This window comes from Rhodococcus sp. NPDC057014, from assembly GCF_042673295.1.
Lineage (GTDB): Bacteria > Actinomycetota > Actinomycetes > Mycobacteriales > Mycobacteriaceae > Rhodococcus_F.
On record NZ_JBHUSF010000012.1, the window covers coordinates 5260 to 24932 of the forward strand.

Below are 19673 nucleotides of genomic sequence, written 5' to 3' on the forward strand. Positions count from 1 at the left end.
CGCCTGGGTCGCGCCGAGGCGGTGCTGCAGCCGCGTCGCCTCGGACGCGAGCAGATACTGCGGAACCCGGCCCTGCACGAGCAGCAGCGCGTCGAGTTGGGTGGCGTCGAGGCCGGACGTGCGGAGCGCCTCCTCCGCCGCGGCCCGGGCCAGATCCACCTCGGCGAGACCGATTCCGATCCGCACCGTGTCGATGCCCAGTCCCAGCGCGTGCTCGCGCTGCGCGATCGGGAGTTCGTCGAGTTCCGGCAATCCCGCCACGGTCACCTCGTCGTCGGGGAACCACAGCGCGACGGACTCGATCGTGACCGGCGGGTCTGCCGTCATCGCACACCTCCCCCGAGCACATAGTCACCGATCTGGAGTTCGGCGACCTCCGTCGAGCCCTCGATGATCTGCATGATCTTCGCGTCACGGAAGAAGCGCCCCACCCTGCTGCCGGGGGCGCATCCGGCGGCCCCGAGCACCTGGACCGCCTGCCCGCTCACCGATGCGGCGACGCGGGCGGCGGCGTACTTCGCGGCGATCGTCGTGAACAGCCCGCTCGGCTCACGCGCATCGCGTTGTTCGGCGGCCCGTTCGCACAGCGCGCGGGCGCCGGCCGCGTCGACCCAGCTGCGCCCGAGGATGGCGCGGACCGAGTCGTGTTCGGACAACACGGCACTGCCCTGCACCCGGGTGGAGGCGTGCGCGACGGCGTCGGCGAGGCACCCGCGCGCCATCCCTGCGCACCCCCACGCGACGGTGTACCGGCCGTGGTCCAGGGCCGTTCCGACGACGTGGGACAGTCCGAATCCCGGCGGGGCGATCAGGTGGTCGGCCGGGACGGCGACGCCGTCCAGCGCGATGTGCGCGATCCGGGCGCCACGCATGCCCAGCTGACCGTGGACCGGTTCGACGGTCACCCCCGGCGCGTCCGTCTCGACCAGCGCGGTGGTCAGCCCGGCCGGTGACCGGCCGAGGACGAGCAGGACGTCCGCCACCTCGCCGAACGTGACCCACAGTTTCCGTCCGGTAATGCGGTGGTCCGTGCCGTGCTCCTCGAAACTGGTAGTCACAGAGGAGAGGTCGCTGCCCGCCCCGGTTTCGGTGGCGGCGAACCCGGCGAGAAGTTCACCGGTCGTCAGGGCGGGCAGCCACCTCGCCCGCTGTTCGGCGGTGCCCCACCGATCGACGGCGGCGTTCACCATTCCCTGCACGGTCAGCAGCGACCGCAACGACGTGCAGACCGCCCCCAGTCTTTCTGCGACCGAGCCGAGTTCGACGGCGTTCAGGCCCAGCCCCCGGCACTCCGTCGTCCGGTCCAGCCCGAGGACACCCGCCTTCGCGGCGGCCTCGATGACCTCGACCGGCAGCCCGGTCTCGTCCCAGTTGCCGGCGTCGGTCTCGGCGGAGGCGACGAGTGTGTCGAGTCCGATCACGGCGACGCCCCGTCCGTCGCACGAAGCTGCTCGCCCCGCTTCCTCCGTATGAACCCCGCCACCCGGGCAGCGGTGCGGAAGTTGTCGAGGTCGAGATCCTCCACCTCGACCACGACGTCGTGGGAGCCTTCGATGTACGTGACGATCTCCAGTGCCCGCAACGAACTCACCAGTCCCAGGGTGAAGTAGTCGTCGTCGGGACCGAGTTCCGTCGACGTGATCGAGCTCAGGTACTGCCGTAGCCGCTCGACCAGCTCGTCATGGGACTCGGGCACAGGTGCATTTGCTGTGTCCATGGGCCTGGGATTCCCAATTGGACCAGCGTTCAATCATCGCGGGTCTCAGGCGGCGAGCAACCCCGGCAGTCCCCACTCGGCCGCGAGCAGTTCGTAGGAGCGCAACCGGTCGGCGTGATCGTGGGTGACGCTGGTGATCACCAGTTCGTCGGCGTCGGTGAGCCTTCGCAGACTGTCGAGTTTGTTCGCGACGGTGGCCGGCGCCCCCACGAACTGGGTGATCAGCCGGTCCTCGACGAGCGCACGTTCCGTCTCGCCGAGCGGGGAGGTGTGCGCGGGGTCGGGGTACGGGATCGCGCCGTGCCCACTGCGGATGCTGTGCGTCCAGTGCCCGAACGTCGACGCCAGTTCCTGCGCGGTCGCATCGTCCTCCGCCACGACCGTGTCGGCGGAGACGACGACGTACGGCTTCGGCAGAGTCGGCGACGGGCGGAACGCGGCGCGGTAGGCCTCGACCGCGTCGAGGGTCGTCGACGGGCTCACGTGATAGTTCGCGCCGAACGGCAGCCCCAGCCGGCCTGCCAGTTCGGCGCTCGGCCCCGCGCTGCTGCCGAACACCCACACCTCGACGTCCGCGCCCTCACCGGGACTCGCGTGCAACTCGATCCCGTCCGGGGTGCGGTACGTGCCGCCGAGCAGTGCCAGGATGTCGTCGACCTGCTGGTCGAATGCGGGCGACAGCGCGCCGGGCTGCTGCAGGACCGACTGCGCCGCCGCGAGCCGCGGGGACAGCAGGAGCCCGGACGGGTCGAACGGCGCGGGGATCACCACGCCGTCGCGGACCTCCGTCTCCCGGCGGGGCGGGGCCGGCTGGTTGTTGCGTTCGGCAACCGCTTTCAGCGCCTCGGCCCGCCGCTGACCCGACCGTCCGAGACCGAGGTCCAGGCGACCCGGGTACAGCGCGTCGACGGTGCCGAACGACTCGACGACGGCGGCCGCAGTGGTGTGCCCCAGCTGCACGGCGGCGGCACCGACCCGGAGCGTGCTGGTCGCCGCGGCCAGGATCCCGACGAGCACGGCCGGCGAGGAACTGGCGACACCGACGAAGTGGTGCTCGGCCACCCAGTACCGCTTGTATCCCCACGCCTCGGCGTGCCGGGCGAGGTCGACGGTGTTCCGCAGCGCCGTGCGGGCGGTGGCGCCCTCGCTGACGGGCGACAGATCGAGAACGGACAACGGAGTGGTCATGACGGCACTTTCTGGAGGGAGCGGGGATTGACGGCACGATGGCTGGGCGGGGCACCGAGTCCGAGGTGCTGCCGCAGCGTGGCGGTGGTGTAGTCGGTGCGCAGAACGCCACGGTCCTGGAGCAGCGGCACCACCGTGTCGACGAACGGGTCGAGTCCGTCCGGGGTGGGAAGGGAGGGCAGGACGAACCCGTCCGCGGCGTCCTCGCGGACCCACCGGACGATCCGGTCCGCGACGGACGCGGCGGTGCCCGCGAACGCCGCGGTGAACAGGACCTTCACCGCACCGGCGGGCCTGCCTGCGTCGACCGTCCGGCGCGCGACGTCGGTGTAGGCGGCGCGGGCGGATTCGAACGTGCCCAGCGGAGCGATGATCACGTCGCCGTGCCGGGCGGCGAGATCCCGGGTCTCCGGGCTGTCACCGGACACGATTACCACCGGTTGCGCCTGCGGGCTGCGGGGGACAGTGAAGCGTCCGCCGATGTCGAAGTGCCTGCCCCGGTGATAGAACGCGCCTGCGGTGGGATCCGACACGAATCGTCCCGCGCCGCGGTCGACGGTCACGACGCCGTCGGCCCAGGAATCCCACAGGGTGCGGGCGGTGCCGACGAACTCGGCGGCCCGCCCGCCGGCAGGGGCCGCGGTGTTCCACGCCGCCCGGCCGCCGGACAGGTGATCGAGCGAGGCCAACCTTCGGGCCACGTCGAACGGTTCGGCGGAGGTCGTGTCCAGCGTCGCCGCGAGCCCCACCGCGTCGGTGAATCCGGCCAGCGCGTTCGCCGCAGTGACGCCGTCGGCGAGGAAGAAGTCGAATCGTCCCCGCTCCGCGGTGCGGGCGGCGTCCGCGAGGACGGCGAAATCCGTCCGGCCCGCGGGCGCCGCCGCCCCGAGCACGACCTGCTTGTCGGTCATGCCTACCGCGGGTTCTTCTCGCCGGCCTCGACCGCGAGCGTCAGCCGGTTCTCGGCGGGCGCGACCGGGCAGGTGGCGTAGTCGGTGAACGCGCACGGCAGGTTGGACGCCCGGTTGAAGTCGAGGATCACCCGGCCGTCCGCGGCGGGGGCGTCGACGGCGAGCGACCGTGCCGCGGGGTACGTGCTGACCCCGCTGGTGGCATCGGTGAACAGCACCTGCAGCCCACCGTCCTTGCCTGCGAACGCGACGAGTTCGTGTGCGGCGCCGTCATACTCGAAGGCGAGCGACCCCAGCGCCGTGTGGTGGTGCTCGAGCCCCTCGACGACGGCACCCGTCGTCACGACGCGGGACTGCGGGAACGGGGTGAACGTTGCGGGCACCGCCCACTGTCGCGCCGGCAGGAACGCCGGGATGCCGGTGAACGCGGCGAGGGTGGCGGCCTCGGGGTCGTGGATCCGCAGGGCGACGTCGCCCGTCCTGCGGATCACCTCGATGGTCCGATTGCCGTGGCGCACGATCAGGCCGGGGGCGCCCTCCTGCGGTGCGAGGGCCGCCGTGCCGTCGACCGTCTCGCCGTCGATCTCGAGACCGGCGTCGGCCGGGGCCGTGACGATCAGACCGTCCGCGTCGGCCCGCCATTTTCCGGGCAGGTCGGGGAACGTAGTGTCGGTCTCGACGAGCCAGTGCAGTGCCGTGAGGCTCAGCCAGCCCAGCGGTTCGCGGAAGTAGTCCTCGCGCGCCGAATGCCAGTCCTGCCACCCCTGCTCGAATGTCGCGTCTTCGGTGACTGCGGTCATGATGCCCGAACTCCTTCTGTCTGATGATGCGGATGGCGCAGTCCGAGATGGCTGCGCAGGGTCGTCCCCGAGTACTCGGAGCGGAAACTGCCGCGGTTCTGCAACTCCGGGACCACCTTCTCGACGAACTCGTCCAGCCCGGCCGGAGTGAGGTGCGGTACCAGGATGAAGCCGTCGCACGCGTCGGCCTGCACGTAGCGGTCGATCTCCTCGGCCACCTGGGTGGGGGTTCCGACGAACTGCTGGCGGGTGGTGACGGCGATGATGAGTTCCCGGATGCTGAGTTTCTCGGCTTCCGCCTTCGCCCGCCACTGGCCCGCGATCTCGCGTGGGTCCTTCGCGTGGCGGACCCGGCCGCGGGTGATGGTCGAGTCTTCCGCCGGTTCGACGTCCGGTAGCGGTCCGTCCGGGTCGTACCCGGAAAGAGCACGCCCCCAGACCTGTTCGAGGAACGCGATCGCGGTCTGCGGTCCCACCTGCTGATGCCGGATGTGGTCGGCGCGTTCGGCCGCGTCCGCCGCGGAGTCGCCCAGTACGAACGTCGCGGCGGGCAGCACCTTGAGGTCGTCGTGGCCGCGCCCGTACTTCGCGAGTCTGCCCTTGACGTCCGAGTAGAACTTCCGGCCGTCCTCGAGTGATCCGTGGATGGTGAAGATCGCGTCGGCCTGGGCGGCGCCGAATTCGCGGCCCTCGTCGGAATCGCCGGCCTGCAGCAGCACCGGGTGCCCCTGCGGGCTCCGGGGAACGGTGAAGCGTCCCCGGATGTCGAACTGTGCGCCGGAGTGTGTGACCTCGCGGATCGACTGGTCCGGGGCGAACACTCCCCGGGCGCGGTCGATCTGCAGTGCGTCCCGATCCCAGCTGTCCCAGAACTTTCGGGCGCCCTGGATCACTTCGCCGGCGCAGACGTAGCGGTCGGCCTTGTCGAGATATCCTCCGCGCCGGAAGTTCTCCCCTGTGAACGCGTCCGAGGACGTCACCATGTTCCAGGCGGCCCGGCCACCGGACAGGTGGTCGAGCGAGGCGAATTGCCGTGCCAGCTCGTATGGTTCGTTGAACGTGGTGTTGATCGTCCCGGCCAGGCCCAGATGGGTGGTCGCTCCGGCGAGCGCGCCGAGCACCGTCAACGTGTCGGGGCGGCCCACCACGTCGAGATCGTGGATCCGGCCCCGGTGCTCGCGCAGGCGCAGTCCCTCGGCGAGGAAGAAGAAGTCGAACAGGCCGCGTTCGGCGGTCTCCGCGAGGTGCACGAACGAGTCGAAGTCGATCTGGCTCTTCGATTCGGGGTCGCTCCACACGGTGGTGTTGTTGACGCCGGGAAAGTGTGCGGCGAGGTGAATCTGCTTGCGCTGGTTGCTCATGATGTCAGTCCTGTCCGGCGAAGCGGTTGGCGGGACGGGTGAAGCCGAGTCGTTCCCGGAGCAGTCCGCCGCCCGGGGCCGGGTCTTGCGAGCGCAGCAGGGGCAGGACGTGCCCGGCGATGGCGTCCAGGCCGGACTGCAGCGCCAGCGGGCGGAGCGTGACGCCGTCGACGTCCCCGGTGGCCGTCACGTCCGTGATCAGCCGGGCCAGACCCGGCGCGTCGCCGCGGTAGAGAACCGACGCCGGCTCGTACCGGGCGCCGGACCAGTTCTCGAGTTGCGCGAGGTCACGTTCGGCCGCGTCGGCGGTCTCGGCGATCACCACCTCGACGTCGAGCAGGATCCGCAGCGTCGCGGGGTCGCGCCCCGCCTCGGCCGCAGCACGCCGCACCCGGACCGCGAGGTCGCGCGCCGCGTCGACGGTGGGCGCGGCGATGCGGATCACGTCGGCGCGTGCGGCGGCGATTCGGGTGGAGTGCTCGTCCCGCGCACCGATCACGATCAGCGACTGCCCCTGCGGCGACCGCGGTGTGATCGAGGGACCCTTGACGGTGAAGTGGTCTCCCTCGAAATCGATGTAGTGCAGCTTGTCCCGGTCGATGAAGCGCCCGGTGGCCACGTCACGGATCTCGGCGTCGTCCTCCCAGCTGTCCCACAGCAGGCCGACGACCTCGATCGCGTCGGCCGCCTCCGCCCACAGACTCTCGGCGTCCTGCGCGTCCTTGCGCCCGAACAGATCCGCCTGGACCTGGCCGGAGGACACGTCCACCTGCCACCCGGCGCGGCCGCCCGACGCGTGGTCGAGGCTGGCGATCGCCTTGGACACGTGAAACGGTTCGGTGTGCGTGACGGTCACCGTGGGGACCAGGCCGATGCGCTCGGTGGACGCGACGGCACGGGCGGTGATCGCCACGGCGTCCAGTTGCCCACGCTGATCGGCATGTCCGGTCGTGGCGATCGCGAAGGAATCGCCGACGAACGCGAGGTCGACTCCGGCGGAGTCGGCCTGCCCGATCAGGCCGGTCCAGTAGTCGGCGGTGAAGAGGTCCTCGGCGCGCGAGTCCTGGCGGCGCCAGGACTGCGGATGGATCCCGGTGCCGTACAGATCGACGGCGACGATGCGGCGGTGTGGCTCAGGCATGAATCGATTCCTCCAGCTGTGCGGAACGTGGGCGCCCGACGGACCGACCCGGGATGGCGTCGAGCAGCTGCCGGGTGTAGTCGTGGCGCGGGTTGTCGAATATGTCGGCCGCGGTGCCCGATTCGACGATGCGGCCGGCACGCATCACCGCGACCGTGTCGCTGATCTGCCGGACCACGGCGAGGTCGTGCGAGATGAAGAGGTAGCTGAGCCCGAGGTCGCGCTGCAGGCTCTCGAGCAGGCCGAGGATCTGCGCCTGCACCGAGACGTCCAGGGCCGACACCGGTTCGTCCAGCACGACGAGTTCGGGGCGCAGAGCGAGCGCGCGGGCGATGGCGACCCGCTGGCGTTGCCCGCCGGACAGCTCGGCCGGCCGGCGTTCGAGGTAGGTGCGCGGCAATGCGACCTGTTCGAGCAGTTCGGCCACCCGCGCGGCCCGCTCCGCTTTGGTTCCGACACCGAACGCACCGAGCGGTTCCGCGACGATGTCCGAGATCGCCAGCTTCGGATCGAGGGAGGCGTACGGGTTCTGGTACACGATCTGCACCCGCCGGCGCAGGGCCCGCAGCGCGCCGCCGCGCAGGGTGGTGATGTCCCGGCCGTCGAACTCGACGCGGCCCGCGGTGGGCGACTCCAGCCGGATCGCGATCCGGGCCACCGTGGACTTGCCCGACCCGGACTCCCCCACCAGCGACAGTGTGCGCCCGCGGGGGACCTCGAACGACACGTCCCGGACGGCGTCGATGGACGTGCGCCGGTCGATCCGGAACGTCCTGGACACCCCGGACACGCGCAGCAGGACGTCGGGGCCGGCGCCGCCCGCCTCCTCGCCGCGGGCTCGTTCCTGTCCCACCGACAGGCTCGGCGCCGCGGCCAGCAGGGTGCGGGTGTACTCGTGCTGTGGGTTCTCGAGGATCTGACGGGTGGGGCCGGCTTCCACCACCTCGCCCTGGCTCATCACCACGATCCGGTCGGCCCGGTCGGCCGCGACACCCAGATCGTGCGTGATCAGCAGGACCGCGGTGCCGGATTCGGCGATCCGCGCGTCGAGAAGATCGAGGATCCGGCGCTGCACGGTGACGTCGAGGGCGCTGGTCGGTTCGTCCGCGATCACGAGTTCGGGGCTGCACGCCAGCGCGATCCCGATCAGGACGCGCTGCCGTTGCCCGCCGGACAGGTCCTGCGGGTACTGCCGCGCCCGCACCTCGGGCTCGTCGATCCCGGCCTCGGCGAGGATGCGTACCGCCTCGATGCCTGCCGTCCGCCGGTCGGCGAGACCGTGGATCCGGAGCACCTCCGCCACCTGGGCGCCGACCCGCAGGACGGGGTTGAGCGACGTCGTCGGGTCCTGCGGAACCAGGCCGATCCGGGCGCCGCGGACCCGTTCGAGGGCGCGTTCCGACTTGGTGTCGAGACGCTCACCGTCGAACGTGACGGTGCCTGCGACGACCCGCCCCGATCCGCTGAGCAGTCCGAGAATGGCGTGCGCCGTGGTGGATTTTCCGGAGCCGGACTCGCCGACCACGGCCACCACCTCGCCGCGCGCGACCGTGAGGTCGACGCCCTGCACGGCCACGACGGGATCGCCCGCGCTCCCGTACGCCACCCGCAGTCCGGAAACCTGCAGCAGCGGAGTGTCTTTCGCGCTCATCGCACTTCCCTCTGTTCCAGTGCATGCCCGAGCCGGTGCGCCGACAGCACGACGGCCACGATCACCAGTCCGGGCAGGGTTGTCATCCACCACGCGGTGGCGAGGTAGTTCCGTCCCTCGGAGATCAGTGAGCCCCATTCCGGGGTGGGCGGCACCGCGCCGAATCCGAGGAAGCTCAGCGACGACACCGCGAGGACCGCCATGCCGAATTCGACCGCCGCCAGGGCGACGACGGGTGCGTACGAATTCCGCAGCACGTGGCGGCGCAGCACCGTGTGCCAGCGGACACCCGACGCGAACGCGGCCTCGACGTACAGCGACCGCCGCACCCGCAGCACCTCCGACCGCATCACGCGGGCGAAGTTCGCGATCAGCGACACGCCCACCGCGATCGCGACGTTGACCGTGCCGAATCCCAGTGCGGTCACCAGTGCCAGCGAGAGCAGCAGCGCGGGAATCGAGAGGAGGACGTCGACGACCCGCATCAGGACGGCGTCCAGTGTGCCGCCGAGGGCGCCGGACAGCAGTCCGATCAGCGAGCCGGATACCAGTGCGATGCCCACGGCCAGCAGTGTCGCGGTCAGTGACAATCCGGCTCCGTGCACCACCCGGGTGTAGACGTCGCGGCCGATGTTGTCGGTGCCGAACCAGTGTGCGGCACTGGGCGCCTGTAGCTTCTGGGCGGGCACCCCGACCAACGGGTCACCGCTCGCGAACACCGACGGCGCCACCGCGAATCCGACCGCGACGAGGAGCACCGCCGCCGAGGCGACGAGCACGAGGTTGCGACGCCACCACGCCACCACGCGGTGTCCGCGGCCGCGCGGACGGGGCGCGATCGCGGGAAGCGCGTCGACCGGCGGAGGGCCGAAACCCTCGGCCTCCTCGATCAGTTCTCTGGTGAGGATGTCAGACATGAACCTTCTCCTCCACATTCGCGACGGTGTCGCTGCGCTCGGAACTCCGCCTGCCCTCGACGATCCTGGGGTCGATCAGCGGGTAGAGCAGATCGACGGCGAGATTGACGAGCACGTAGACGAGCGAGCTCAGCACCACGATCCCCTGGACCACCGGAATGTCCTGCGCCATCACGGAAGTCTGAGTGAGGCGCCCCACCCCGGCGCGGGAGAACACCGTCTCGACGACGACCGATCCCGCCAGCAGATTGCCGACGAGCACACCGGCGATGGTGAACGCGGGAATGCTCGACAGGCGCAGCGCGTGCCGGGTCTGGATCTGCCGGCGCGACGCTCCCTTCGCCCGCGCGGCCTCGATGAACGGCTGCCGCCACGTGGTCTGCAGACTCGCCGCGAGCACCTGGGCGATCACCGCACCGGTGGGGAGCGCGAGCGTCACCGCCGGCAGCACCAGCGTCGCGATCCCCTGGTCGCCGAACGCGGGGAAGGCCTTCAGCCGGAACGAGAACAGTTGCAGCAGAATCAGGCCCACCCAGAACGTCGGCACCGCGACACCGAGCGGGGGCAGGGAGAACAGCAGGTTCCGCACCCAATGGACCCGCGTGTAGGTGGCGAGGAACGCGACCCCCGCCCCGAACACGACGGCGAGGACCAGCGCCGCGGACGCCAGCACGAGAGTGCTGGGCACCGCGTTGCCGATGGCCTCGGTCACCGACTGCCCGGTGGCGATCGAGGACCCGAAGTCACCGCGGACGGCGTGGCTCAGCGAGTTCCAGTACTGCACCCACACCGGCTGGTCGAGTCCGTACCGCGCCTGCAGTTCCGCGACGGCGGCCGCGTCGACCGTCGTGCCGGTGGACGCCGAGTCGACGGCGATGCTCACCGGGTCGGACGGCAGGAGGAACAGCACGGCGAACGACACGGTGAACGTCGCCCACAGGACGGCGATCGCCTGCAGCACGCGGAGTCCGAGGTAGCGAATCATGTTTCAGCGTCCGCTGATCCAGGTGTCGAAGAACTGGAGCCGGGCCGAGGCCTCGAACTTCAGGTCCTGCACGTTCGGGCCCGCGCCGATCGCCTGCGACAACTCCACCGTCGGGATCCACAGGCCGTTGTCGAGGACCTGCTGCTGGGCGTCGGCGACGAGCGCGCTCCGCGCGGCGGGATCGGTGGTGGCGAGCTGCTTCGTCAGCACGTCGTCGAGCGCGGGAATCGGGCCGCGGCTGTTCAGATTGCGGCCTTCGAGCCCGAACTGTGTGCGCAGGATGTCGCCGTCGGCGCGGGTGCTGTTGTAGTAGGTGGCGTCGAAGTCCTTGGAATTCTGGCGAGCGGTGGCTTCCGGGGTCGACACGAGGTCGAGCTGCAGGTCCACTCCCACCGCTCTGAGCTGCTGCTGCACCAGTTCGAGGATGGCCTGGTTGCCGGCGAATACGGAGCTGAACAGCACGGGGAAGGCGAGCTTCTGACCACCCTTCTCGCGGATGCCGTCGGCGCCGGGCACCCAGCCCGCCTGATCCAGGATCGACTTCGCCTTCTCCGGGTCGTACGTCACGTCGGGCAGTGCCACGTAGCCCGGGGTGCGGCTGGCCAGGGTGCTGGTGGCCGGCTTGAAGTTGGGGCCGAGCACGGTGTCGACCAGTTCCTGCCGGTTGATCGCCGGCACCAGCGCGCTGCGCACGACGGGGTCGACGAGCGGTCCGCGGGTCACGTTGGGCTGGAAGCCGAACGGGGTTCCGGGATTCGAGGTGGTGAGCACCTGCCCGCCCGCACCTTCGATCTGCGGGGCGTCCTGCGGCAGCGCGTCGCTGATCGCGTCCAGCTGTCCCGAGGACAGGCTGCCCGTGCGGACACCGGATTCGGGGACGACGGTGAACTCGATGGTGTCGAGGTAGGCCTCGCCGTCGTGGCCGAACACGTCGGAACCCCAGTTGTATCCGGCGCGCTTGGCGAGGGTGACCGACTTGTCCTGCTGGTAGTCGGCGTACGTGAACGGCCCGGTGCCCGAGATGTTGCCGGTGCACCGCTCCTCGGCGGACTTCGCGACGGAACTGTCGGACAGGATGCCGAGCTGCGGGGTGGACGACGCCTGGAGGAACTGCGCGTTGGGTGCGGCGAAGTCGACCTGCGCGGTCTGCGGGTCGATCACGGTGGTGCCCGTGTACCCGGTGAGGTAGCTGGCACCCAGTGCGGCCTTGGCACCGGTGAGCGTGTTCACGATGGCGTCGAGGTTCTTCTTCACCGACTCCGCGGTGAAAGGCGTTCCGTCACTGAACGTCACCCCCTCCTTCAGGTGGAACGTGAAGGAGGACGCGTCGGCGTCGGTGTCCCAGCTCTCGGCCAGCCACGGCTTCAGTTCGCCCGTCTCCGGGTCCTGGTCGGTGAGCGAGTCCACCACCTGCCGGGCCACGTAGATCGTCTGGTTGGTGCCCGACTGCGCGGGGTCGGCGCACGTGGGTGCCTGGGACAGGCCGTAGCGGAGGGTGCCGCCGGGCTGCGGCGGGCCCGCGTCCGCGGAGGAACTGCTGGAGCCGCCACCGCAGGCGGTGAGCGCCGTGGCCAGCACGGCGGCGGCGCCGATACCTGCCGCGATGCGGCCGCGGTGGGACGAGGACAAAGGCACTGATGGCACCGAGAACTCCGTGATCTCGAAGATGTGCCGTGCGCGCCGACCGTCGAGTGGGCAGCGCTCACGCGCACAGAAAGGTGAGGGACACCGGATCCCACGCGGATGCGGTGTGTAGAGCAGGAACCCCGGGCAGGTGCCGGGGTGTCAGATCAGCTGTGACAGATGGAGGTGGACAACCGGCAGAGATCGACGTGCAGACGCCCCCAGGCGCTCACGAAGCCTTCGGTCAACATGGTTCCTCCATCGATCCCGGCGGTAGCACCCGCACCCGCGGGGCGGGGGGTTGCTGCGACGTCAACGAGCCAGGTCTCTCGGTCGCTCTGGATGGTCGTTACCGAGTGTAAGAGATCGCCGGTCGCCGCGCCACACGGCCCCGCTACCCGACTGCCTGCCGGGGCGGGAGTTCCCGTCGCGACAGCGGCGGGCGGAGACCGAGATGCTCACGCAGCGTCGCGCCTTCGTATTGCGTTCGGTACGAGCCGCGCTCCTGCAGTTCGGGCACGAGCAGGTCGACGATCTCGTCGAGTCCGGTGGGCACCAGATACGGCGAAACATTGAATCCGTCGGTCGCGCCACTGCGCACCCACCGGGTGAGTTCGTCGGCGACCTGCCCGGGGGTACCCGCGAAACCGGACCGCTGAGTCGTCGCGATCGCGACCTGCCGCAGCGACAGGTTCTGCGCCTCCGCCAGGGCCCGCCACTCGCGGGCGATGGCGAGCGGGTCCTTGCCGTCGCGGGCGGCCCCGCGGGTGACGGAGATCGGTGCGGGCACCGGATCGAAGTCGGGCAGTGGACCGTCCGGGTCGCGATCGGAAAGATCGCGGCCCCACACCTGCCCGACCAGCGACAGCGCCGTCTGCCCGGTGTACTGGCCTTCGCGGACCCAGCGGACCTTGTCCTCCACCTCGGACGCGTTCTCCGCGAGCACGATCTGGGTGCCCGGCAAAATCTTGACGTCGTCCTCGGGGCGCCCCGCGCGGCGCAGTCTCGCCCGGATGTCGTCGGCGAAAGCGAGCGCCTCGTCGAAATGGGTTCCGTGCCGGGAGAAGATGACGTCGGCGTGCGTGGCCGCGAAGTCCCTGCCTGCCGGTGAGTCGCCGGCCTGGAAGATGACGGGATGGCCCTGGGCGCTGCGCGGCAGGGTGGGGGTGATCGTGACGTCGAACTGCGACGTGCGCCGCGACACGTCCTCCACACTGCCCGCGGTGGCCCAGGACGGCGCCTCGGTGCTCGTCGCGACGGCGCCGTCGGCCCACGCGTCCCAGATCGCCCGGGCGACGCCCAGGAACTGCCCGGCCCGTTCGTACCGGTCGGCGTGATCGAGGAAGCCGCCGCGCCGGAAGTTCTCCCCGGTCCACGCGTTGTCCGTGGTGACGGCGTTCCAGCCGGCGCGTCCGCCGGACAGCAGGTCCAGCCCGGACAGTCGCCGGGCGAGGTCGGCCGGTTCGTTGTAGGTGGTGTTCTGGGTGGCCACCAGCCCGATGCGCCGGGTGATGCCGGCCAGCGCCGACAGCTGGGTGATCGCGTCCGGCCTGCCCACGATGTCGAGATCGAGGATCTTGCCTTCCTGTTCCCGCAGGCGCAGACCCTCACCCAGGAAGAAGGCGTCGAACAGGCCCCGCTCGGCGGTCTGTGCCACCCGACGGAACGTTTCGAAGTCGATCTGCGATCCGCTCGTCGGATCCGACCAGATCGTCGTGTGGTTGACGCCCTGGAAGAAGACCCCGAAATGCACCTGGGCATCGGGCCTGGCGTACGAGTTGTCGGTCATGATCTCCACAACCTTTCAGCGAGAGGATTCTGCGAGGCGGTCGGCCCGGAATCGGTTGGCGGGGCGGTCGAGTCCGAGCGTGCTGCGCAGGGTCGAACCGGGTACGGGACGGTGGGCGACACCGGCGCGCAGGAGTGCCGGGATCACGTACCGCGCCAGCACCGGGAGGTCCTCGTCGACCACGGCGGGATGCAGACGCACACCGTCGACGTGCGGATCCAGTGCGCGCAGCAGTTCCACCAGTCCGATGGCCTCGCCGGCGAACGACAGCCGCTCGCTCGACGGGGCGGGAGTGGCTGCGCCGAGCGCCACGTCGAGTTCGGCGAACACCAGCGCCGCCCCGCTGTCCTTCGCCCGCGCGGCGGCGTCGGCGATGTCACCGGGCGTCGTCCCGGACACCAGCACCACGTCGACCTGGGACGGATCGGCCTGCCCGTCGAGTCCGAACACCACCAGTTGCCCCTGCGGTGGCCGCGGCACGATCGCCGGACCCTTCACCGAGTACGTCTCGCCCCGGAAGTCGAGGTAGTGCAGTCGGTCGCGGTCGACGAAACGGCCGGTGGCGTAGTCGCGGATCACCGCGTCGTCCTCCCAGGAATCCCACAGGTCCCGGATCACGGCGATCGCGTCCCGCTCCTCCCGCGCGAGGTCGGCGGGTGCGGTGATCTCGGTCCGGCCCAGTGCGCCCGCGACCCGCGGGTCGGTGTCGCGTGCGGCGATCCAGCCGCCGCGTCCCCGCGACGCATAGTCGAGTGTCGCGAGTTGGGAGGACGTGTGAAACGGTTCGGCGTAGGTGCTGCCGACCACCGGGACGAGCCCGATCGTGCTGGTGGTCGCGGCCACGAACGCGGCGCGATTCACGGCGTCGATCCGGCCGACGGGTCCCCCGTCGGCGCCGGGCGGCAGCAGCGAATCGTCGAAGGAGGCGAACGTGAAACCGGCGTTCTCCGCCGCGGCGACCCGATCCGCCACCGTTCGCCCGGTCAGCAACCGGTCGGGAGTGTGCTCGGCGCGCCGCCAGGACTCGGGATGCGTTCCCTCGCCGTCGAGTTCGATGCCCAGATGCAGGCTCATGCCCGTCCCTCCTCCGTGTCGGCCGCGAGGGGGCGGCTCGGAATGGTCTCGCGCAGCGCGGGTGCCACCTCGGCCTGGAACAGCTCGAGGCTCTCGCGGTGCTGTTTGTCGCTGCCGACGCGGTCGGCGCTCAGGTGGATCACCTCGTGGCCGAACTGCTCGTGGTAGCGCTGCACCTTGTCGATCACCTGCTGCGGGCTGCCGATCAGCGCGGAGCTGCGTTCGACGAAGCCTTCGAGGGTCTCGAATACCACGGGAAGTCCTGCCTTGCAGGCGAAGTCGAGCCGGGCGGCGTGAATCGGCCGCCACACGTCGAGCGCGTCCTGCGAGTTCGGTGTGACGTAGAACCCGGCGGTCCCGGCGCCGACGAGGGCGTCGGCGGGATCGTGACCGTAGTGGGTCCACCGTTCGCGGTAGTGCCGGACCAGTTCGGCGTAGGAGTCGATGGGATACGTCACGTTCGCGGAGAAGATCGGATCTCCGTAGCGGGCGGCGAGATCCACCGATTCCTTGCTCGTCGCGCTGCCGTGCCAGATCCGGATCCGCCGCTGCAACGGGCGGGGCAGTGCGACGGCGTGCTCGAGCGACGGACGGAACGTACCCTCCCAGGTGACGTCCTCACTCTCCCACAACTTCCGGAACAGCTCGTACCCTTCGCGGTTGCGGTCCCACTGGTCGTCCGGTGTGACGTGGAACAGCTGTGCCTGCGCGGTGCCGTTTCCCTTGCCGATGACGAGTTGCAGCCGGCCCCCCGACAGGTTGTCGAGCGTCGAGTAGTCCTCGAACGCACGGACCGGGTCGAGCAGGCTCAGTGTGGTCACCGCGGTCCACAACTGCAGGGTGGTGGTCCGCGCCGCGATGGCGCTGAGCACCACGGGCGGCGAGGAGGACAGGAAGGGATGTTCGTGGCGCTCGCCCACCGCGAAACCGTCATACCCCAGTTGCTCGGCGAGGACGGCCGATTCGACGACCTCCCGCAGCCTGGCCGCGGTGCCGATCTTCTCCCCGGTCACCGGATCCGGGTGGTGAGTGATCAGGCTCATCAGCAGAAACTTCATACGGACTCGTACTCCTTTGCGGCGCAGTCGGAAGGCAAGGCGGTGGGCAGGAGCTTCTCGAATCCGTGGACCCCGATTTCCTGCGGTGGGAGGGAGCGGTCGAACAGCGCCGTGTACCCCGCGGCCAGGTACAGGGCCACCGCCTCGGGCTGCCGCGGCCCGGTGGTGAGGAAGATGCGCGAGTAGCCGGCCCGGACGATCTCGGCCTCGAGTTCCCGCAGCACGATGCGTCCGAGTCCGCGCCTGCGGTGCGAGGACGAGGTCCAGATCCGCTTCAGTTCCGCGGTCGTGTCGTCGTAGCGGCGGAAGGCCCCGCCCGCCACCGACGCCCCGTCCTCGACCACGACGAGCAGCGCACCCCCCGGTGCGGCGAACTCTTCCGCCGGATACGTGCTGAGGTCCTCGTACATCTGGTCGCGGGACCGCCCGTACCGCGTGCTGTATTCGGTGGCCAGTTCTTCGAGCAGCGGCGCGGCCAGTGGATCGGTCTGATCGACGAACACGGTCTGCACAGGGTCGGTCCTCTCGCTCACTGTTCGTCCTGTCAGCTGGTCTTCGGGAGTCCGGGCGGGTTGACGACCGACGTGTTCACGGCCTCGTTCGCGATGTTCCAGCGGTCGAGAACCTGTGCGTACGTGCCGTTTTCGATGACGTGGTTGATGGCTTCGTTGACCGCGGTGATCAGCCCGTTGTCCTTCTTGGTGAGCACGGCGATCTCACCCTGGAGTGCGTCGCCCGCCCCCGAGAACGTCCCGGCGATCTCGGTCTCCCCGGCCTGTGCCACGTGGAACGACGAGGACGGGTTGGGCCCGAAGTAGGCGTCGATCCGCCCCGACGCGAGCGGCAGATAGTAGTCGGTGGTGTTCTGGTAGTACGTGATGTCGGTGGGCTCGAGGCCGGCCGCGACGTTCTGCTCGCTCCACTTCACCAGCAGCGCTTCCTGATTGGTGCCTGAGGAGACCGCGATCTTCAAGCCCGCGACGTCCTCGGGTCCTTTGATCTGGATGCCGCTGTCCTTCTTCGTCTCGAACGCGACCGTGTCGAGGCGGTACGTGGAGAAGTCGTACTTCTCCTTCCGCTCCTCGGTGACGGTGACGTTGGAGATGAACGCGTCGGCCTCCCCCGAATCGATCCGGACGAAGTTCTGCGCCCAGTCCGCCGCCTGAAGGTCGACCTTCAGACCGAGAACGTCGCCGATCAGGTACGCGAAGTCGGTCTCCGAGCCGATGAGCGTCTTGTCGTCGTCAGCGTAGAAACGCAGCGGCGGGGCCGATCCGGCGCTGCCCGTCACGACGAGCGTCCCGCGGTCGCGGATCTGCTGGGGGACCTTCGCGGCGATCGACTCGACCTCGTCGGTGGTGATGCGATTCTGATCGGCGGTGAGGTTGTAGCCGGCGGCCGAGGTGGGCCCCGATCCCTCGTCCTCGACGTCGCCGCCCCCGCACGCGGCGGCGAGCAGCGCGACGGTGGTGAGGGCCGAGACCAGAATCTTCTTACGGAACCGTGCGGTGGACATGTGTGCCTTTCGGGGATCCACACCGGGGTGCGGAGGTCAGAGAACTCGGGAGAGGAAAGCTTTGGTGCGGTCGTGCTGTGGGTCGTCGATGACCTGCGCGGGCGGGCCCTGCTCCACGACGACGCCGGCGTCCATGAACACCGCCGTGTCGGCGACCTCCCGCGCGAAACCCACCTCGTGGGTGACGATGACGAGGGTGGCGCCGTCGCGTGCCAGTTGTTTGATGACGGCGAGAACCTCACCGACCAGTTCGGGGTCGAGCGCCGACGTGGGCTCGTCGAACAGGATCACGGCCGGGCGCAACGCGAGGGCTCGGGCGATCGCGACCCGCTGCTGCTGACCGCCGGACAGTTGCCGCGGGTACTCGTGAGCCTTGTCGCCGACGCCGACCCGTTCCAGGAGGGCGATCGCCTCGGCCTCGACCTCGGCACGGTCGCGGCCCTGCGCCGACACCGGTGCCTCGACCACGTTCTCCAGCACCGTGAGGTGCGGGAACAGGTTGAAGTTCTGGAACACGAATCCGATTCGGGACCGCTGCTTCAGAATGTCGCGTTCCCGCAGTTCGTGGAGTTTGTTGCCCTTGCGCCGGTAGCCGATGAGGTCGCCGTCGATCCGGATGGTGCCCCGGTCGACCTTCTCCAGGTGGTTGAGCGTGCGGAGCAGCGTGGACTTGCCGGAACCCGACGGGCCCAGGATCACCGTCACCTCGCCCTTGCGGACCAGCAGGTCCACCCCCTGGAGGACTTCGAGTGCGCCGAAGGACTTGTGCACTCCGCGGACCTCGACCGCGAACTCCGCCTGCTGGGTGTCGGTCGTCATTTCGTGGCCCCTCTCGGTACGGAGACGCCGGCGTCGCGGATCTCGGCGAATTTCCGGGTGACCTTCTGCCACGGAGTCGGGGGCAGCGCCCGGGCCGATCCGCGGGCGTAGTGCCGCTCGACGTAGTACTGGCCGATCGACAACAGCGTGGTCAGGATGATGTACCAGATCGTCGCGACCATCAGCAGGGGTACGACGCGACCGTTGCGGCCGAAGATCACCTGAACCTGGTAGAACAGTTCCGCGATCGCCATCGTCGACACGATCGACGTGCCCTTGAACAGGCTGATGACCTCGTTCGCGGCGTTCGGCAGGATGCCGCGCATCGCCTGCGGCAGAACGATCTTGAAGAACTGGCGACGACGCGGAATGCCCAGCGACTGGGCCGCCTCGATCTGCCCGTGGTCCACCGAGATGATGCCGGAGCGGATGATCTCGGCGGAGTACGCGGCCTGGTGCAGTGCCAGACCGATGACGGCGGCGGTGAAGCCGCTGATGACGCCGTTGACCTCGAACGTGAAGAAGCCCGGTCCGAACGGAATGCCCAGCGACAGAGTCTGATACAGGTACGTGATGTTGAACCAGAACAGGAGTTGCACGATCAGCGGGATCGACCGGAACGCCCAGATGTAGACCCAGGCGATCACCTGCAGCACCGGGTTGTGCGACAGGCGGCCGACCGCCAGCACCACACCGAGCGCGAATCCGAGGACCGTCCCCCAGAGGGTCAGCTTCACCGTCATCCACAGGGCCTGCAGCACGGAACCGGCGGTGAAGTACTTGGCGAACGTCGCCCAGTCCCACCCCGGGTTGGTGGCGAGGCCGTGGACGAACTGGGCGAGCAGCACCAGCACGGCGGCGCTGATCACCCACCGCCACGGGTGCCACCGCCGTGCGACCTCCAGCGCGGCGTCCGCGGGCCGGTCACCATTGCCGGACGGTTCGGAATCGAGGGGCGCGGCCGAACGCGCCCGGACGGGGGCGCTCACGCTCGCTCACCACTGGGTACAGACATCACTGAGGCGGCCTTTCACCTGGAGACGGGACGGGGAGGAGGGCGCGTCTTCCGCGGGATGCGGGCGCGCGTCAGGCGCTCACCTGGCGTTTTACCCGGTGAGCGTGC

19 protein-coding genes, 1 pseudogene and 1 riboswitch are annotated in these 19673 nt (G+C 69.8%); all 20 genes and pseudogenes read right to left on the reverse strand.

What is annotated here, in order from left to right:
* Positions 1-327: pseudogene (locus tag ACFTZB_RS04150) on the reverse strand (3-oxoacyl-ACP synthase); the annotation flags it as partial.
* Positions 324-1421, reverse strand: coding sequence for an acyl-CoA dehydrogenase family protein (locus ACFTZB_RS04155; RefSeq protein ID WP_378430229.1), 1098 nt, complete (start codon positions 1419-1421; stop codon positions 324-326). The pseudogene ACFTZB_RS04150 and the gene ACFTZB_RS04155, both read right to left, overlap by 4 nt.
* Positions 1418-1717: an acyl carrier protein gene (locus ACFTZB_RS04160; protein ID WP_378430230.1), complete on the reverse strand. Its 300-nt coding sequence runs from the start codon at positions 1715-1717 to the stop codon at positions 1418-1420. Before ACFTZB_RS04160 ends, ACFTZB_RS04155 begins: the two co-directional genes overlap by 4 nt.
* Positions 1718-1762: 45 nt before the next feature.
* Positions 1763-2905 carry an LLM class flavin-dependent oxidoreductase gene (locus ACFTZB_RS04165; RefSeq protein ID WP_378430231.1) on the reverse strand — a complete coding sequence of 381 codons (1143 nt, stop codon included), beginning with the start codon at positions 2903-2905 and terminating at the stop codon, positions 1763-1765.
* The gene (locus ACFTZB_RS04170) at positions 2902-3816 is read right to left on the reverse strand and encodes an LLM class flavin-dependent oxidoreductase (RefSeq protein WP_378430232.1); all 915 of its coding nucleotides are present in this window, start codon (positions 3814-3816) and stop codon (positions 2902-2904) included. The genes ACFTZB_RS04165 and ACFTZB_RS04170 overlap by 4 nt, the downstream gene beginning before the upstream one ends.
* Before the next feature lie 2 nt (positions 3817-3818).
* A complete protein-coding gene (locus ACFTZB_RS04175; RefSeq protein ID WP_378430233.1) occupies positions 3819-4616 on the reverse strand; it encodes a DUF1684 domain-containing protein in 798 nt (265 codons plus the stop codon).
* Complete coding sequence (locus ACFTZB_RS04180) at positions 4613-5977, reverse strand: NtaA/DmoA family FMN-dependent monooxygenase (protein ID WP_378430234.1); 1365 nt, start codon at positions 5975-5977, stop codon at positions 4613-4615. Before ACFTZB_RS04180 ends, ACFTZB_RS04175 begins: the two co-directional genes overlap by 4 nt.
* A gap of 4 nt (positions 5978-5981) precedes the next feature.
* Positions 5982-7118, reverse strand: coding sequence for an LLM class flavin-dependent oxidoreductase (locus ACFTZB_RS04185; protein ID WP_378430235.1), 1137 nt, complete (start codon positions 7116-7118; stop codon positions 5982-5984).
* Entirely contained in the window at positions 7111-8769 is a 1659-nt protein-coding gene (locus tag ACFTZB_RS04190; RefSeq protein ID WP_378430236.1) for a dipeptide ABC transporter ATP-binding protein, read from the reverse strand. The genes ACFTZB_RS04185 and ACFTZB_RS04190 overlap by 8 nt, the downstream gene beginning before the upstream one ends.
* Positions 8766-9686: an ABC transporter permease gene (locus tag ACFTZB_RS04195; protein ID WP_378430237.1), complete on the reverse strand. Its 921-nt coding sequence runs from the start codon at positions 9684-9686 to the stop codon at positions 8766-8768. The genes ACFTZB_RS04190 and ACFTZB_RS04195 overlap by 4 nt, the downstream gene beginning before the upstream one ends.
* On the reverse strand, positions 9679-10671 hold the full coding sequence (locus ACFTZB_RS04200) for an ABC transporter permease (protein WP_378430238.1): 993 nt from the start codon (positions 10669-10671) through the stop codon (positions 9679-9681). Before ACFTZB_RS04200 ends, ACFTZB_RS04195 begins: the two co-directional genes overlap by 8 nt.
* A 3-nt stretch (positions 10672-10674) precedes the next feature.
* Positions 10675-12306 carry an ABC transporter substrate-binding protein gene (locus ACFTZB_RS04205; protein ID WP_378430290.1) on the reverse strand — a complete coding sequence of 544 codons (1632 nt, stop codon included), beginning with the start codon at positions 12304-12306 and terminating at the stop codon, positions 10675-10677.
* A gap of 155 nt (positions 12307-12461) precedes the next feature.
* Entirely contained in the window at positions 12462-12545 is an 84-nt protein-coding gene (locus tag ACFTZB_RS04210; RefSeq protein WP_310794466.1) for a putative leader peptide, read from the reverse strand.
* A 4-nt stretch (positions 12546-12549) separates the two neighbouring features.
* Positions 12550-12643: riboswitch (SAM riboswitch) on the reverse strand.
* Positions 12644-12688: 45 nt separating this feature from the next.
* Positions 12689-14083 (reverse strand): NtaA/DmoA family FMN-dependent monooxygenase, encoded by a 1395-nt coding sequence (locus ACFTZB_RS04215; protein WP_378430239.1) that lies wholly within the window; start codon positions 14081-14083, stop codon positions 12689-12691.
* A gap of 15 nt (positions 14084-14098) precedes the next feature.
* Positions 14099-15157 (reverse strand): LLM class flavin-dependent oxidoreductase, encoded by a 1059-nt coding sequence (locus ACFTZB_RS04220; RefSeq protein WP_378430240.1) that lies wholly within the window; start codon positions 15155-15157, stop codon positions 14099-14101.
* Positions 15154-16215, reverse strand: coding sequence for an LLM class flavin-dependent oxidoreductase (locus ACFTZB_RS04225; RefSeq protein WP_378430241.1), 1062 nt, complete (start codon positions 16213-16215; stop codon positions 15154-15156). The genes ACFTZB_RS04220 and ACFTZB_RS04225 overlap by 4 nt, the downstream gene beginning before the upstream one ends.
* Positions 16212-16748: a GNAT family N-acetyltransferase gene (locus ACFTZB_RS04230; protein ID WP_378430242.1), complete on the reverse strand. Its 537-nt coding sequence runs from the start codon at positions 16746-16748 to the stop codon at positions 16212-16214. The genes ACFTZB_RS04225 and ACFTZB_RS04230 overlap by 4 nt, the downstream gene beginning before the upstream one ends.
* A gap of 11 nt (positions 16749-16759) precedes the next feature.
* Complete coding sequence (locus ACFTZB_RS04235) at positions 16760-17731, reverse strand: ABC transporter substrate-binding protein (protein ID WP_378430243.1); 972 nt, start codon at positions 17729-17731, stop codon at positions 16760-16762.
* A 36-nt stretch (positions 17732-17767) separates the two neighbouring features.
* The gene (locus tag ACFTZB_RS04240; RefSeq protein WP_206013192.1) at positions 17768-18550 is read right to left on the reverse strand and encodes an amino acid ABC transporter ATP-binding protein; all 783 of its coding nucleotides are present in this window, start codon (positions 18548-18550) and stop codon (positions 17768-17770) included.
* Complete coding sequence (locus ACFTZB_RS04245; protein ID WP_378430244.1) at positions 18547-19539, reverse strand: amino acid ABC transporter permease; 993 nt, start codon at positions 19537-19539, stop codon at positions 18547-18549. The genes ACFTZB_RS04240 and ACFTZB_RS04245 overlap by 4 nt, the downstream gene beginning before the upstream one ends.
* Positions 19540-19673 lie beyond the last annotated feature (134 nt).

What these genes read in the sequence shown, in the direction of transcription:
- ACFTZB_RS04240 (WP_206013192.1), bottom strand. Translation starts at nt 18,550, where the DNA reads ATGACGACCGACACCCAGCAGGCGGAGTTCGCGGTCGAGGTCCGCGGA.
- ACFTZB_RS04185 (WP_378430235.1), bottom strand. Translation starts at nt 7,118, where the DNA reads ATGCCTGAGCCACACCGCCGCATCGTCGCCGTCGATCTGTACGGCACC.
- ACFTZB_RS04165 (WP_378430231.1), bottom strand. Translation starts at nt 2,905, where the DNA reads ATGACCACTCCGTTGTCCGTTCTCGATCTGTCGCCCGTCAGCGAGGGC.
- ACFTZB_RS04175 (WP_378430233.1), bottom strand. Translation starts at nt 4,616, where the DNA reads ATGACCGCAGTCACCGAAGACGCGACATTCGAGCAGGGGTGGCAGGAC.
- ACFTZB_RS04190 (WP_378430236.1), bottom strand. Translation starts at nt 8,769, where the DNA reads ATGAGCGCGAAAGACACTCCGCTGCTGCAGGTTTCCGGACTGCGGGTG.
- ACFTZB_RS04210 (WP_310794466.1), bottom strand. Translation starts at nt 12,545, where the DNA reads ATGTTGACCGAAGGCTTCGTGAGCGCCTGGGGGCGTCTGCACGTCGAT.
- ACFTZB_RS04235 (WP_378430243.1), bottom strand. Translation starts at nt 17,731, where the DNA reads ATGTCCACCGCACGGTTCCGTAAGAAGATTCTGGTCTCGGCCCTCACC.
- ACFTZB_RS04220 (WP_378430240.1), bottom strand. Translation starts at nt 15,157, where the DNA reads ATGAGCCTGCATCTGGGCATCGAACTCGACGGCGAGGGAACGCATCCC.
- ACFTZB_RS04225 (WP_378430241.1), bottom strand. Translation starts at nt 16,215, where the DNA reads ATGAAGTTTCTGCTGATGAGCCTGATCACTCACCACCCGGATCCGGTG.
- ACFTZB_RS04180 (WP_378430234.1), bottom strand. Translation starts at nt 5,977, where the DNA reads ATGAGCAACCAGCGCAAGCAGATTCACCTCGCCGCACACTTTCCCGGC.
- ACFTZB_RS04195 (WP_378430237.1), bottom strand. Translation starts at nt 9,686, where the DNA reads ATGTCTGACATCCTCACCAGAGAACTGATCGAGGAGGCCGAGGGTTTC.
- ACFTZB_RS04200 (WP_378430238.1), bottom strand. Translation starts at nt 10,671, where the DNA reads ATGATTCGCTACCTCGGACTCCGCGTGCTGCAGGCGATCGCCGTCCTG.
- ACFTZB_RS04160 (WP_378430230.1), bottom strand. Translation starts at nt 1,717, where the DNA reads ATGGACACAGCAAATGCACCTGTGCCCGAGTCCCATGACGAGCTGGTC.
- ACFTZB_RS04215 (WP_378430239.1), bottom strand. Translation starts at nt 14,083, where the DNA reads ATGACCGACAACTCGTACGCCAGGCCCGATGCCCAGGTGCATTTCGGG.
- ACFTZB_RS04170 (WP_378430232.1), bottom strand. Translation starts at nt 3,816, where the DNA reads ATGACCGACAAGCAGGTCGTGCTCGGGGCGGCGGCGCCCGCGGGCCGG.